General features: G+C 71.4%; 14 protein-coding genes. 6 read left to right on the forward strand and 8 right to left on the reverse strand.

Annotated elements, in window-relative coordinates; translation table 11 throughout:
* The first annotated feature begins 36 nt into the window (after positions 1-36).
* Together dapD and AC0QR5_RS07530 are read left to right on the forward strand one after the other, a co-directional pair.
* Positions 37-1,008: a 2,3,4,5-tetrahydropyridine-2,6-dicarboxylate N-succinyltransferase gene (gene dapD, locus AC0QR5_RS07525; protein WP_329860367.1), complete on the forward strand. Its 972-nt coding sequence runs from the start codon at positions 37-39 to the stop codon at positions 1,006-1,008.
* Positions 998-1,921, forward strand: a complete 924-nt coding sequence (locus AC0QR5_RS07530) for a hypothetical protein (protein ID WP_329860368.1) — start codon at positions 998-1,000, stop codon at positions 1,919-1,921. Before dapD ends, AC0QR5_RS07530 begins: the two co-directional genes overlap by 11 nt.
* Before the next feature lie 76 nt (positions 1,922-1,997).
* Here the strand turns inward: AC0QR5_RS07530 and AC0QR5_RS07535 are convergent, their stop codons facing one another.
* From AC0QR5_RS07535 to fdxA, 4 genes are all read right to left on the reverse strand, one after another.
* The gene (locus AC0QR5_RS07535; protein ID WP_329860370.1) at positions 1,998-2,603 is read right to left on the reverse strand and encodes a hypothetical protein; all 606 of its coding nucleotides are present in this window, start codon (positions 2,601-2,603) and stop codon (positions 1,998-2,000) included.
* 131 nt (positions 2,604-2,734) lie between these two features.
* On the reverse strand, positions 2,735-4,018 hold the full coding sequence (locus tag AC0QR5_RS07540; protein WP_329860371.1) for a citrate synthase: 1,284 nt from the start codon (positions 4,016-4,018) through the stop codon (positions 2,735-2,737).
* Between the two features lie 118 nt (positions 4,019-4,136).
* A complete protein-coding gene (gene dapC, locus AC0QR5_RS07545; RefSeq protein ID WP_329860372.1) occupies positions 4,137-5,255 on the reverse strand; it encodes a succinyldiaminopimelate transaminase in 1,119 nt (372 codons plus the stop codon).
* Positions 5,256-5,258: 3 nt separating this feature from the next.
* A complete protein-coding gene (gene fdxA / locus AC0QR5_RS07550; RefSeq protein WP_329860373.1) occupies positions 5,259-5,579 on the reverse strand; it encodes a ferredoxin in 321 nt (106 codons plus the stop codon).
* A gap of 133 nt (positions 5,580-5,712) precedes the next feature.
* On the opposite strand from fdxA, the gene AC0QR5_RS07555 reads away from it, so the two are divergent.
* Entirely contained in the window at positions 5,713-5,958 is a 246-nt protein-coding gene (locus AC0QR5_RS07555; protein ID WP_329860374.1) for a hypothetical protein, read from the forward strand.
* A gap of 120 nt (positions 5,959-6,078) precedes the next feature.
* Here the strand turns inward: AC0QR5_RS07555 and AC0QR5_RS07560 are convergent, their stop codons facing one another.
* Complete coding sequence (locus AC0QR5_RS07560; RefSeq protein WP_329860375.1) at positions 6,079-7,368, reverse strand: MFS transporter; 1,290 nt, start codon at positions 7,366-7,368, stop codon at positions 6,079-6,081.
* Between the two features lie 120 nt (positions 7,369-7,488).
* Here AC0QR5_RS07560 and AC0QR5_RS07565 point away from each other — a divergent pair, with 120 nt between their 5' ends.
* Positions 7,489-7,983 carry an ArsR/SmtB family transcription factor gene (locus tag AC0QR5_RS07565; protein ID WP_329860376.1) on the forward strand — a complete coding sequence of 165 codons (495 nt, stop codon included), beginning with the start codon at positions 7,489-7,491 and terminating at the stop codon, positions 7,981-7,983.
* An 86-nt stretch (positions 7,984-8,069) separates the two neighbouring features.
* On the opposite strand, the gene AC0QR5_RS07570 is transcribed toward AC0QR5_RS07565, so the two are convergent.
* Positions 8,070-8,480, reverse strand: coding sequence for a hypothetical protein (locus tag AC0QR5_RS07570; RefSeq protein ID WP_329860378.1), 411 nt, complete (start codon positions 8,478-8,480; stop codon positions 8,070-8,072).
* A complete protein-coding gene (typA, locus tag AC0QR5_RS07575) occupies positions 8,467-10,389 on the reverse strand; it encodes a translational GTPase TypA (RefSeq protein ID WP_329860379.1) in 1,923 nt (640 codons plus the stop codon). The genes AC0QR5_RS07570 and typA overlap by 14 nt, the downstream gene beginning before the upstream one ends.
* 193 nt (positions 10,390-10,582) lie before the next feature.
* Between typA and AC0QR5_RS07580 the strand changes: the two genes are divergently transcribed.
* A complete protein-coding gene (locus AC0QR5_RS07580) occupies positions 10,583-11,434 on the forward strand; it encodes an SGNH/GDSL hydrolase family protein (protein ID WP_329860381.1) in 852 nt (283 codons plus the stop codon).
* Here AC0QR5_RS07580 and AC0QR5_RS07585 read toward each other — a convergent pair.
* The gene (locus AC0QR5_RS07585) at positions 11,431-13,272 is read right to left on the reverse strand and encodes an ABC transporter ATP-binding protein (RefSeq protein ID WP_329860383.1); all 1,842 of its coding nucleotides are present in this window, start codon (positions 13,270-13,272) and stop codon (positions 11,431-11,433) included. The two genes, AC0QR5_RS07580 and AC0QR5_RS07585, sit on opposite strands and share 4 nt — an antisense overlap.
* Positions 13,273-13,374: 102 nt before the next feature.
* Between AC0QR5_RS07585 and AC0QR5_RS07590 the strand changes: the two genes are divergently transcribed.
* Positions 13,375-14,004: a PH domain-containing protein gene (locus AC0QR5_RS07590; RefSeq protein ID WP_329860385.1), complete on the forward strand. Its 630-nt coding sequence runs from the start codon at positions 13,375-13,377 to the stop codon at positions 14,002-14,004.
* The last annotated feature ends 3 nt before the right edge of the window (positions 14,005-14,007 follow it).

The raw sequence follows: 14,007 nt of genomic DNA on the forward strand, positions 1-14,007 counted from the left end.
CAGCCTAACGGGGTGGCGCCCGGCTACGATGGGTGCATGACTTCCGCAGCCGCCCAGCCCAGCCATGCCCAGAACGACTCCGGCGACGCCGTCCGCGTCGCCTCCGGCCACGGTCTCGCGACCTACGCCGCCGACGGCACCGTCCTCGACGTCTGGTTCCCGGCCCCCTCCGCAGGACCGCTGACGGAAGCGGCGCAGATCGCCGGCGAGCTCGAGGCCGTCCGCGCCGACGACGCCGACCGCGGCACCACGCAGGGCGTCGTCTCCCTCGAGATCGACCTCGATGTGGCCCCGGCCGACGCGGCCGACGCCTGGCTGCGCCTGCACCTGCTCTCCCACCGCCTCGCCGCGCCGAACTCCCTGAACCTCGACGGGGTCTTCGGCCTGCTGGCCAACGTCGTCTGGACCAACTTCGGTCCGTGCGCCGTCGACGGCTTCGAGGCCACCCGGCTCAGGCTGCGCCGCCGCGGCGCGGTCAGCGTCTACGGGGTGGACAAGTTCCCGCGCATGGTCGACTACGTCCTGCCCTCCGGCGTGCGGATCGCCGACGCGGACCGCGTGCGGCTCGGGGCGCACCTGGCCCCCGGCACCACGGTCATGCACGAGGGCTTCGTGAACTTCAACGCGGGCACGCTCGGCACGTCGATGGTCGAAGGCCGGATCTCGGCCTCCGTCGTGGTCGGCGACGGATCCGACGTCGGCGGCGGCGCGTCCATCATGGGCACCCTCTCCGGCGGCGGCAAGGAGCGGATCACGATCGGCGAGCGTGTGCTCCTCGGCGCGAACTCGGGCGTCGGAATCTCCGTCGGAGACGACTGCGTCGTCGAGGCCGGGCTCTACGTCACGGCCGGGACGCGCGTGCAGCTGCAGGAGCGCACCGTCAAGGCCGCCGAGCTCTCCGGCGTGGCGAACCTGCTCTTCCGACGCAACTCCACGACGGGTGCCGTCGAGGCCCTCCCCCGGCAGGGGCAGACGGTGGAGCTGAACTCCGCCCTGCATGCCAACTGACCCACACGCCACGGTCTTCGGGCTCGGCGCGGGACGCGACGGCCACCACCGGGCGCGGCACCGCCGCGTCCGGAGGCTGCGCGCCTTCACGGCGCTCCTCCTCGGCGCGGGGGTCGTCGCGGGCGGCGTGTACTTCGCCGAACGGTACTTCGACGCGAGCCAGACGCTCGTGCGCGAGCGGTGCACCGCCGTCGTCGGCTCCTCCGAACACGAGCTCGCCCCGGACCAGGCCGCGAACGCGGCCCTCATCACGGCGGTGTCGATCGACCGGGGGCTGCCCGCGCGCGCCGCGACGATCGGCATCGCGACGGCCGTGCAGGAATCGAAGCTGCGCAACATCGACTACGGCGACACGGCCGGCCCCGATTCGCGCGGCCTGTTCCAGCAGCGGCCCTCCCAGGGCTGGGGGACGCAGGCCCAGGTCATGGACCCCGTCTACGCGGCGAACCGCTTCTACCAGGAGCTCGAGACGTTCGACTTCGCCTCCATGGAGGTCACCGACGCCGCGCAGAAGGTCCAGCGCAGCGCCTACCCGCTCGCCTACGCCGACCACGAGCCGGAGGGCCGCGCGTACGCCTCGGCCCTGACGGGGCACTCCCCCGCCGCCCTGAACTGCGTCCTGCGGCGGACGACGGCGGCCGGGGACGCCTCCGCCGTGCGCGAGGAGCTGCTCGCGCACTTCGGCGACGGGCTCCAGGTGGAGGCGTCGGGTCGCACCATCGAGGTCACCGCGGGCCAGCCCCTCGGCTGGGCCGTGGCGCAATGGGCTGTCGCCCACGCCTCGGCGCAGCAGGGCGTCTCGGTCGCCCACTCGGGTCTGGTGTGGAACCGCGCGGAGGACCGCTGGGTGCCCGCCCCGACGACGGACGGCAAGGTGCTCATCACGGTCGCCGAGGGCGCCGACGAGGGCTGAGCACGACGCCGGGGCCCGGCCGACGCGCCGCGGCGCACCCGGTGTGCCGCTCGTCTCGCGGCAACGCGCGGCCGCGCTACGGCAGGAACTCGACGATGGGCTCGAGGTAGCTGCGGAAGAGGGTCTCGTCGAGCGGGAGCTCCTGGCTCATGAGCACGGTCCCGGGCTCCACGAACCACGCGCGCCGCTCGGCGAGCGGGAGCTCCACGAGGCGCAGCTCCACGACCTGTTCCGCCCCGTCCAGCTCGAGTGAGCGTTCCTCCACGAGCTGCTCGAGGACGCGGCGGCGGCCCGAGACCGTGTGCTCGCGGCTGAGGCCCCGGTATTCGTCCATCCTGGCCCGGGCCCACGTCAGGGCGGTTCCGTAGTGGGCGCGCAGGAGCCGCTGCAGCGTCGGGGAATCGGCGAAGGCCGGGAAATGGGGCGGGGCGACGAGCTGCTCCGCCCCGGCGTCGTCCTGCAGGATCCGCAGCCACCAGCCCTGCCACTCCTGCTTGAGCTCCCCGGCCGCGTGCGGCGCGAGCTCCGCCGCGGCGCTGGGCTTGACGACGGGTGCCAGCCGGGAGAGGACCGGGAGCCCCGGGTGGTCGATGCCGGCCAGGTCGCGCAGGTACAGGGCGACGAGCATCTGCCCGTGCGTGCCGGCGGACACCCGCCAGCCGTTCCCCGAGCGTTCGTACATCGGCTACCTTCCTTCGCCCGTCGGCCCCCGGTTCCAAGGTTAGCCCCGCCCGGCCGGAATCGGGTACGGAAACGGCCGGCACCGTCCGGTGCCGGCCGTCGCCGCGCGGACCCCGTGGGATCCCGCTGGTCCTAGCGGACCGGGTAGTTGCGCTCGCCCTCGCCCACGTAGAGCTGGCGAGGGCGGCCGATCTTCAGGGCCGGGTCCTGGATCATCTCGCGCCACTGGGCGATCCATCCGGGCAGTCGGCCGATCGCGAAGAGCACCGTGAACATCTTCTCCGGGAAGCCCATGGCCTTGTAGATCAGGCCGGTGTAGAAATCGACGTTCGGGTACAGCTTGCGCTGGATGAAGTAGTCGTCCGCGAGGGCCTTCTCCTCGAGGCGCATCGCGATGTCCAGGAGCTCGTCGTTGCCGCCGAGCTTGGAGAGGATGTCGTGGGCCGTCTTCTTGATGATCTTCGCGCGCGGGTCGTAGTTCTTGTAGACGCGGTGCCCGAAGCCCATGAGCCGGACGCCGTCCTCCTTGTTCTTGACCTTCTCCATGTAGTCCTCGGGCTTGATGCCCTCGGCCTGGATGTTGCGCAGCATCTTCAGCACGGCCTCGTTGGCGCCGCCGTGGGCGGGGCCGAAGAGCGCGTTCACGCCGGCGGAGACCGAGGCGAACATGTTGGCGTTGGAGGAGCCCACGAGGCGCACGGTGGAGGTGGAGCAGTTCTGCTCGTGGTCGGCGTGCAGCACCAGCAGCAGATCCAGGGCCTTGACCAGCTCCGGGTCCAGCTCGTAGGGCTCGGCGGCAAGGCCGAAGCTCAGGCGCATGAAGTTCTCCACGAGGTTCATGGAGTTGTCCGGGTAGAGCAGGGCCTGGCCGATCGACTTCTTGTGGGCGTAGGCCGCGATGACCGGGACCTTGGCCAGGAGGCGGATCGTGGAGAGCTCGACCTGCTCGGGATCGAACGGGTCCAGCGAGTCCTGGTACCAGGTCGACAACGCGGACACGGCCGAGGACAGCACCGGCATCGGGTGGGCGTCGCGCGGGAAGCCGCCGAAGAAGCCCTTGAGCTCCTCGTGGAGCAGGGTGTGGCGGCGGATCTTCTGGTCGAAGGCCTCGAGCTCGCTCGGCGAGGGCAGCTCGCCGTAGATGAGCAGGTAGGACGTCTCGAGGAAGCTCGAGTGCTCGGCCAGCTGCTCGATCGGGTAGCCGCGGTAGCGCAGGATGCCCGCATCGCCGTCGATGTAGGTGATCGCGGACTTCGTGGCCGCGGTGTTCATGAAGCCGGGGTCGTAGGTGACGTTTCCCGTGGACTTGAGCAGCGTGGCGACGTCGAAGCCGTTGTTGCCCTCGACCGCCGGGACCACCGGGAGGTCGATCTCGCTTCCGTCAAACGCTAGCCGGGCAGGGTTCTGGTCCGTCATGGCATCTCCTCACCGGAGTACAGATAGTTCCTACAATGCAGTAATCAGGTGCCACGGTACCGTCGAAGTGCCGTGGTTCACTAATCCGTGGCGCCCTGTTGAGCGCCTCCGGACGGCCTCACAGGCCCCCGGCGGCGGCCGTGAGCCGCTCGACGGCGGCGTCGATCCTCTCGTCCGTCGCGGTCAGGGCGACGCGCACGTGCCCTTCGCCCGCGGCCCCGTAGAAGCTGCCGGGGCCGACGACGATCCCGAGGTCCGCGAAGCGGCCGACGGTGGCCCAGGTGTCCTCTCCGGCGCTCGCCCACAGGTAGAGCCCGGCCTCCGAGTGCCGGATGTCCAGGCCGAAGCCGCGCAGGGCGGGCAGCAGCCGCGCGCGGCGGGCGCGGTAGAGGTCCTTCTGGGCCTGCACGTGGGCGTCGTCGCCGAGCGCGGCCCGCATGGCCTCCTGCACGGGGCGCGGCACGATCATGCCGGCGTGCTTGCGGTTGTTCACGAGCGCGGGCATCAGATCGGGAGCGCCGGCGACGAACGCGGCGCGGTATCCCGCGAGGTTGGACTGCTTGGACAGCGAGTACACCGAGAGCAGCGAGGTCAGGTCGCCGCCGGAGACCTCGGGCTCGAGCAGCCCCGGGACGCCGTCCTCCCATGCGTCCCAACCGAGCTCGGCGTAGCACTCGTCGGAGGCGACGACGGCGCCGAGGGCCCGTGCCTGCTCCACGGTCGCGCGCAGCTCGGCGGCCGTGCGGACGATCCCGGTGGGGTTGCCCGGAGAATTGGTCCAGACGAGCCGCACGCGCCGGCGGACGTCCTCGGGCAGCTCCTCGAGCCGGTCGGCGGCGACGGCCTCGGCCCCGGCGAGCCGGGCGCCGATGTCGTAGGTCGGGTAGGCGGTCTCGGGTCGGACGACGACGTCGCCCGGACCCAGCCCGAGCAGGAGCGGCAGCCACGCCACGAGCTCCTTGGAACCGACCGTCGGCATGACGTGCGCGGGATCGAGCCCCGGGGTGCGGCGGCGGCGGCCGTACCAGGCGGCGATCGCATCGCGGAGGGCCGGCGTGCCGTGGGTCGTCGGGTAGCCGGGGGCGTCGGCGGCGGCGCGCAGCGCCTCGCGGATGGGCTCCGGCGTCGGATCGACGGGCGTGCCGATCGAGAGGTCCACGGTCCCGCCGGGGTGCGCCGCGGCGCGGTCACGGTACGGGAGCAGGGTGTCCCACGGGTAGTCCGGGAGCGTGAGCATCGGCTAGGCGTTCTGCGGGGGCAGCGCGGCGACGAACGGGTGGTCGGTACCCGTGTTGCCGAGCTTCGCGGCGCCGCCGGGCGAGCCGAGCTCGTCGAAGAACTCGACGTTGGCCTTGTAGTAGTCCGCCCACTCGTCGGGGACGTCGTCCTCGTAGTAGATGGCCTCGACGGGGCACACGGGCTCGCAGGCGCCGCAGTCCACGCATTCGTCCGGGTGGATGTACAGCGAGCGCTCGCCCTCGTAGATGCAGTCGACGGGGCATTCGTCGACGCAGGCCTTGTCTTTCACGTCTACGCACGGCTGGGCGATGATGTACGTCACGGGACCCGGGGCCTTCCTTCGCTGGAACCTGTTGCCGCGCCGGACGGATCCGTCTGGCGCCTGCATCCAGCTTAGTCCCCGCGTGGCCGGCGCGCTGATGAGGCGTGCCTTGCCGCACATTACGATGCTTTCCATGTCATATGACTTCTTTGAGTCGCTGCGGCCCGGCGAGCGGATCGTCGTCCGGTACCGTGTCGCCCCCGCCGGCGGCCCAGGCCCGGGACTGACCGACGTGCTGGGCGGCTTCGCGGGGCTGTACGACGACGGGGCGACCGTCGCGGTCGACTCGCGCCACGGCGAGGTGCGGATCGAGCGGCGGCTCGTGACGCATGCCAAGCGGGTGCCGCCCGCCCCCGTGCGCCGCGCCCGCCGCGCCTGAGGTACACGCCCGCCGGGTGCCGCGCCCCGTGAGCCCGCGCCCGCCGCACCCGGACCGCGGCCGGCGCGGCCCCGGCGTCGTCCTGTCCCGGACCTGAACGGGCGATCCGCGGCCCACGCCCTACGCGGCGTCGTCCTCCGGCGCGTCCGGGAGGGTGCGCATGCGGGCGATCGGCGACAAGAGCAGGGGAACGGCCGCGAGCGCGCTGCCGGCGACGCCGACCCACATCGCCGCGACGGGCCCCCACGCCTCGCCGAGGACGCCGGCCAGGAGCGCGGCGACGGGAAGGACGCCCCAGACGAGGAAGCGGATCGAGGCGTTCATGCGGCCCAGGAGGCGCGGCGGGCAGATCTTCTGCCGCATGCTGACCTGGATGATGTTGTAGACGAGCACGCCCATGGTCAGGACGAACATCGAGGCCGCGAGCAACGGGAAGGCCCACGCCCCGGGCACGAGCACGGACAGGGGGAAGCCGGCCATCCCCACCGAGGTGACGAGCGTGGCCACCGGCAGCGAGGTCCCCTCCCCCAGCCGGGCCGCGACCCACGGGGTGATGGCCGCCGCCAGGAGGCCGCCCGCCGCACCGATCGAGTAGACGAGCCCGAGCTGCACCGGGTCCAGGCCGAGCGTGCGCAGGACCAGGATCGGGGCGAGCGTGAAGAGGATCGTGCTGAAGAAGTTGGTGATGGCGGTCGCCGCCGCGATGCGCCCGATGAGCGGGTGGCGGAGCACGTAGCCGAGTCCCTCCGCGATCTCCGCCCGCAGGTCCGGCGGACGCGCATCGGCCGGCTCCTCCCGGTCCCGCACGCGCCACAGGCACAGCGCCGAGAGGACGTAGCCGACCGCCTGGCCGATGAACAACACGGGCGCGGCGACGATCCCGAGCAGGGTGCCCGCCGCGGCGGGCCCCGCGAGCCGCGAGACCTGACCCGTGGTCTCGAGGCGGGCGTTGGCCTCCGAGATCCGCCCCCGGTGCACGATCCACGGGATGTAGGACTGGTAGGACACGTCGAAGAACACGGTCGCCACGCCCAGCAGCAGCGCCACCACCCACAAGTGCCAGACCTCGAGAACGCCGAGGTACCAGGCCAGCGGGATGACGGCCAGGAGCAGTGCCCGGGCCAGGTCGGCCCGGATCATCACGGGTCGCTTGCACCACCGGTCGACCCACGCGCCGACGGGGAGCCCTACGGCCAGGAAGGCCGCGGTGTTGGCCGCGTTCAGGACGCCGACCTCCCACTCGCTCGCGTGCAGCAGCGCCACGGCGAGTACGGGCATGGCGAGCAGACCGAGCTGCGCGCCGAACTGACTGAGCGCCTGCCCCGCCCAGAAGACCATGAAATTAGCGTCCCGGTGCAGGGGACGTCCGGTGTCGGCCACCTCGTCGTAGCCACTGGAGTCCCCGCCCATCTCGGAGCCTCCGTTTCCATCCGGGGCCGGTTGAGACTGAAGCCCTGAGGAGGTCATAAAAACCTAGCTATGCGATTTGATGATGTCAATCAGTGATGTTTTTTACCGTATGCTGAACATATGGCAACAGACGAGGAGCTGCAAGCACGCGCACGGGCCCTGAGCTCGCCGATCCGGCTGCGCATCCTCCGGCTGTGCCTGCACAAGGCCCGCACCAACAAGGAGATCGCCGACCTCCTGGACATCAATCCGGCCACGTCGCTGCACCACGTACGCACCCTGTTGTCGACGGGCTACCTCGAGGCCGAGCCGGCCCGCCGCGGCAACCGCGGCGCCAAGGAGGTCCCCTACCGGAGCACGCGCATGTCGTGGGGCACCAAGCTTCCGGACGCGGCACCCGTGCTCGTCGAGACGTTCCTGCAGGAGATCGATGGGCTCGCGCCGAACGAGATCCAGGTCCTGCGCGTGGGGCTCAAGCTCACCGAGGACGACCAGCGGGAGCTGCTGGAGCGGATCAAGGGCGTGCTCTCCGACTACGCCCTGCGCCCCTCGGACGAGAACGGCGTGGCGACGTCCCTCTTCGTGGCCCACCACCTGGACCAGACGGCCAACTGAGCTGGACCGCGCCTGCCGGGCGCGCAACGGGGCGGGCCCCGGCGCAGCATGGGCGGCCACGACGCCTCGGCGCGCCGGCCGGGCTCCTAGCGTCGGCGCAGCACGCGTGCGGCGATGAAGAGCGCGACGACGGTCGCCGCCACGATCCCGTACATCCACAGGGCCCCGGCCAGCGCGGGCCCGGGCAGCTGCTCGGCGTTGGCCCACGAGACGATGAGCCGGTTGCGGGTGTCCAGCGCCGTCCAGGCCGTCAGGACGTAGGCCGTGACGCCGCCGAGCGCGGCGGCCCAGAGCCGCTCGGAGTAGGCGGCGGCCAGGACCAGCATGCTTCCCGTGAAGACGAGCGCCAGGACGGCGCCCCAGGGCACGGGGACGTCCCCCGCGTAGGAGAGCTGCGCGTGCAGCATGGTTCCCACGACGGAGGACAGGCCTCCGGCGACCAGCGCGGCGATGACCGCGGTGGCCGCCGGAAGCAGGGACCTGCTAGGCGCGGGCACGGGCCCGGGCGGCCTTGGCCCGCTCGCTCGCGTTGAGGATGACCTTGCGGATGCGGATGGACTCCGGGGTCACCTCGACGCACTCGTCCTCGCGGGCGAACTCGAGGGACTCCTCGAGCGTGAGGGTGCGCGGCGGGGTCAGGTTCTCGAACGAGTCGGAGGAGGCCGCACGCATGTTGGTGAGCTTCTTCTCCTTGGTGATGTTCACGTCCATGTCGTCGGCGCGCGAGTTCTCGCCCACGATCATGCCCTCGTAGACCTCCGAGGTCGGCTGGACGAAGAAGCTGCCGCGTTCCTGGAGGTTGATCATCGCAAACGGCGTCACGACGCCAGCGCGGTCCGCGACCATGGAGCCGTTGGTGCGGTACTCGATCTCGCCGGCCCAGGGCTCGTAGCCCTCGGCGATCGACGCCGCGATGCCGGCGCCGCGCGTGTCCGTGAGGAACTGGGTGCGGAAGCCGATCAGGCCGCGGGCGGGGACGCTGAACTCCATCCGGACCCAGCCGGTGCCGTGGTTGGACATGTTGGTCATGCGGCCCTTGCGGGCGGCGAGCAGCTGCGTGACGTTGCCGAGGTACTCCTCCGGCACGTCGATCGTCATGTGTTCCATGGGCTCGTGGACCTTGCCGTCGACGATCCGGGTGACGACCTGCGGCTTGCCGACGGTGAGCTCGAAGCCCTCGCGGCGCATCTGCTCGACGAGGATCGCCAGGGCGAGCTCGCCGCGGCCCTGGACCTCCCAGGCGTCCGGGCGCTCGGTCGGGAGGACCTTGAGCGAGACGTTGCCGATGAGCTCCTTGTCGAGGCGGTCCTTGACCTGGCGGGCCGTGACCTTGGCGCCCTTGACCTTGCCGGCCAGCGGCGAGGTGTTGATGCCGATCGTCATGGAGATCGCGGGATCGTCGACGGTGATCAGCGGCAGCGGCTTGGGGTTCTCGAGGTCGGTGAGGGTCTCGCCGATCATGATGTCCTCGATGCCGGCGACGGCGACGATCTCACCGGGCCCGGCCTCCTCGGCCGGGACGCGGGCGAGGCCCTTGGTGGCGAGCAGCTCGGTGATCTTGACGGTCTTGAGCTGGCCGTCCTGGCGGGCCCAGGCGACCTGCTGGCCCTTGCGCAGGGTGCCGTTGAAGATGCGCAGCAGCGCAAGGCGGCCCAGGAACGGGGAGGCGTCCAGGTTGGTCACGTGCGCCTGCAGGACCTCGTCCGGATTGTAGGACGGGGCGGGGACGTGCTCCATGATGGTCGCGAACAGCGGCTCGAGGTCCTCGGAGTCCGGGAGCGTGCCGTCGGCGGGCTGCGTCAGCGAGGCGCGGCCGGCCTTGCCGGAGGCGTACACGACGGGGACGTTCAGCACGGAGTCCAGGTCGAGGTCCGGGACCTCGTCGGCGAGGTCGGAGGCCAGGCCCAGCAGCAGGTCCATGGAGTCGGAGACGACGCCGTCGATGCGGGCGTCGGGGCGGTCGGTCTTGTTGACGACGAGGACCACGGGCAGCTTGGCGGTCAGCGCCTTGCGGAGCACGAACCGGGTCTGCGGCAGCGGGCCCTCGGAGGCGTCGACGAGGAGCACGACGCCGTCCACCATGGACAGCCCGCGCTCGACCTCACCGCCGAAGTCGGCGTGGCCGGGGGTGTCGATGACGTTGATGAGGACGTTCTTGCCCTGGGCGGAGGGGCCGGAGTAGAACACGGTGGTGTTCTTCGCCAGGATCGTGATGCCCTTCTCGCGCTCGAGCTCACCCGAGTCCATGACGCGCTCTTCGGTCTCCCCGTGGGAGGAGAAGGCGCCGGTCTGGCCCAGCATGGCGTCCACGAGCGTGGTCTTGCCATGGTCGACGTGCGCGACGATGGCGACGTTCCGGAGGTCTTCGCGACGTGCGGTGTTGGCCGCCGAGGTGAAATCTGACATGCGTTCTTGCGCTCGCTTCTGAATGGGGGAAAGGGTCAGTGTGTCGGGGCCACGGCTGACCCAATCCACCATTCTAAACCGTTGCCAAAAATTGACCCAAACAGGCCCGTGTGCCCCTACCGCGGCGGGGTCGTCGGGCCGCAGACTGTTCTCACTGCCGCGTCGCGGCCGTAGAGGGGGAAAGGGTGCCCACATGGGGAGTGCACACCGTCGGCCGCGCGTGGTCTGGGCGGCCGTGGCCGCGGGCGCGCTGCTGGCCGTCGCGGCAGGCGCCGGGGTCCTGGCGCAGGGTGCCGAGCAGGGACCGGCCGTGGCGCGGGGAGCCGTGCAACCGGCCGCCCTCGGCTGGTCGGACGCCGGGAGCACGGGCACGGTCTTCAACGCCGCGAGCGGACGCCAGGAGCTCGAATACCCGGAGCCGCGCCGGCTCGCCGTCCTGATCGGCGATTCGCAGTCGGACGGAGCGGCGGGCGTGCCCGGCGAGGCAACGTGGCCCCGGCTCGCGCTCACGGCGGCCGGGTACGACGTCGTCTTCCGCGGCCGCGGCGGCACGGGCTTCACGGCGGCGCGTCCCCCGTACCTCGACTACGCCGACGCCCTGCGCACCCAGCAGTGGCTCCTCCCCCACGGCGACGTGGGGCTCGTGGTCCTGCAGGGCGGCGGCAACGACGCCCGCGCCGGGGCATCGGACGCCGAGGTCCACGCGGGCGTGACCGGGCTCGTCGAGGAGGTGCGGCGCAGCTACCCCACCAGCACGATCCTGGTGGTCGGCACGCTCGCACGCTCGCTCGAGGACGGCGGAGGCCGGCGCCACGCGGTCGACGCCGCCGTGGGCACCGCCGCGCGCGACGCCGGACTGGCCTTCATCTCCGCCGGCGACTGGATCACCACCGAGGACCTCGGCGGGCACCTGCTCGACCGGGCGCACCTCGACGAGGCCGGGCACCGGATCGCCGCGGAGCGCTTCCTGGAGGAGCTGCGCCTGCGGGGCCTGATGCGCAGCGAGCTGCTCCTGGCCGGCGGCGCGGAGGCCCCGGCCAGCTAGGACGCCTCGGCGTCCGCCAGGAGCTTGGCCCGCAGCTCGCGGCGCTCCCGCTGCTCGTCCGGGTCCGGGACCGGGACGGCGGCCATGAGGCGCTGCGTGTAGAGGTCCTTCGGGCGGCGCAGGACCTCGTCGCGCGGCCCCTGCTCCACGATCGCGCCGTGGCGCATCACGACGATGTGGTCCGCGAGCACGTCGATCACGGCGAGGTCGTGCGTGACGAACAGGCTCGCAAAGCCCATCTCGCGCTGCAGCTGCTGGAAGAGCTCGAGCACCTTGGCCTGCACGGACACGTCGAGCGCCGAGGTCGGCTCGTCGGCGACCATGAGCTTGGGCTCCAACGACAGGGCGCGGGCGATGCCGACGCGCTGCTTCTGGCCGCCGGAGAGCTCGTGCGGGTAGCGGTTGCGGTAGTTGCGCGGCAGCTCCACCTGGTCGAGCAGGACCTCGATGCGCTTCTGCAGGGCCGCGCCCTTGGCCACGCCCGCGAGGTACATGGGCTCGCCGATCGACTCGCCGATCGGCAGGCGGGGGTTGAGCGAGCTCGACGGGTCCTGGAAGACCATGCCGATCTGGCGGCGGACCTCGTACAGCTCCTTGGAGGTCGGCTTGAGGTTGGAGATGTCGCGGCCGTTGACGATCAGCTGGCCTTCCGCGACGGGCAGGAGCCCGACGGCGGCACGGCCGATCGTCGTCTTGCCCGAACCGGACTCGCCCACGAGCCCGACGACCTGGCCCTGGTGGACCGTCAGGTCGGCCCCCTCGACGGCGCGGAACGCCGGAACGCGGCCCTGCTTCGGGTACTCGATGGCGACGTTCTTCAGCTCCAGCACGACGGGACGGGCGTCCGCCTCCGCGGCCTGCTGCTCGGCGATCTCGAGGCCGGCGAGGACCTCTCGCTCGCGGATCTCCAGCTCCTCGTGGTCCACGACGTCGAGCTCGATGTGCGTCGCCGCCGCGACGGAGGCGCTGATGTCCACCGCCTCGTCCTGGTCGCTGCCCGCGCCGAGCTTCGGCACGGCGGCCAGGAGCTGCTGCGTGTAGGGGTGCTGCGGCGCGTTGAAGATGTCCCGCGACGAGCCCGTCTCGACGATGCGCCCATGGCGCATGACGGCGATGCGGTCGGACAGGTCGGCGACCACGCCCATGTCGTGCGTGATGAGCACGATCGCCGAGTTGAGCTTGGTGCGCAGGTTGCGCATCAGGTCCAGGATCTCCGCCTGGACGGTGACGTCGAGGGCCGTGGTCGGCTCGTCCGCGATGAGCAGCTTGGGGTCGCAGGACAGCGACTGGGCGATCATCGCGCGCTGGCGCTGGCCGCCGGAGAGCTGGTGCGGGTAGGAGCGGAACGCCTTGGCGGGGTCCGGGAGCTCGACGAGCTCGAGCATTTCCAGGGCGCGCTTCTCCGCCTGCGAGGGCGAGATCGGGTTGTGCAGCCGCAGGGTCTCCATGATCTGGAAGCCCACGGTGTACACGGGGTTCAGCGCCGTCATCGGCTCCTGGAAGATCACTGCGACGTCGTTGCCCCGCACCGAGCGCAGGTTGGCCGTGTTCATGCCCAGCAGCGACTTGCCGTTGAGCTTGACCTCGCCGCGGACGCGGCTGTTGCTCGGCAGCAGTCCCAGCAGGGCCATGGAGCTCGCCGACTTGCCCGAACCGGACTCGCCCACGATCGCCAGGACCTCGCCCGCGTTGACGTGGTAGTTCAGGTCGATCGCGGCCGGCACCCACTCCTTGTCGACGCCGAAGTCGACGCAGAGGTCCTTGACCTCCAGCACCGGCTGGCGTGACGATGCGGTGCCGTGGCCGGCTCCCGTGGTGCCCAGGGTGTTCTCGCTCATGTGTTACTCATTTCCTTCCGGCCGTGGTCCGGTTCGTCCCCGCCGCCCGGCGCTTGTGGCGCCGATTACTACCGCGTCGGGAATGCTGAAACTATAGGTGTTATGAATGCCCCGCTGGATGCCCCAGACGCCGAGTTCCGCCCCCACCTGTCCAGGATCCTGTCCGTGGTCCTGATGGCCGGTTGCGCCGTCGGCGCCGTGGCGGTCCTCATCGGCGGCGGGCTGCGGTCCTGGCCGGCCGCGCTGCCACTCGTCGTGGTGGCCTACGTGGTGTGGCTGCTGTTCTGGTTCCCCAAGGTCGTGGTGGGCGGACCGGGCGTGACGCTCGTCAATCCCCTGCAATCGCTCACCGTCCCGTGGGACGCGATCATCGCGGTGGACACGAAGTACGCCCTGACGCTCGTCACGCCACGCGCCCGCTACACCGCCTGGGCGGCACCGGCCCCCGGTGCGACGTCCAGCTTCCGCCAGATGCGCCGCTCGGCGAAGGCCGAGGAGCGGGACGGCTCCGGCGCGCGTTACTCCAGCGTGCGCCCCGGCGACCTGCCGACCAGCGACTCGGGCGTGGCGGCCGCAGCGGTCCGCCGCCGCCTCGACCGGCTCGCCGAGGCCGGCCTGCTCGACGTCGACAAGACGGACCAGGCACGGCCCGTACGGCGGGTTCATGTGCTGCATCTGGCGGTCCTCCTGGTCCTTCTCGTCGCGAGCTTCCTGCTGCCTTCGGTCCTCTAGCGG

The sequence above is a fragment of the Arthrobacter sp. J156 genome, assembly GCF_056172865.1.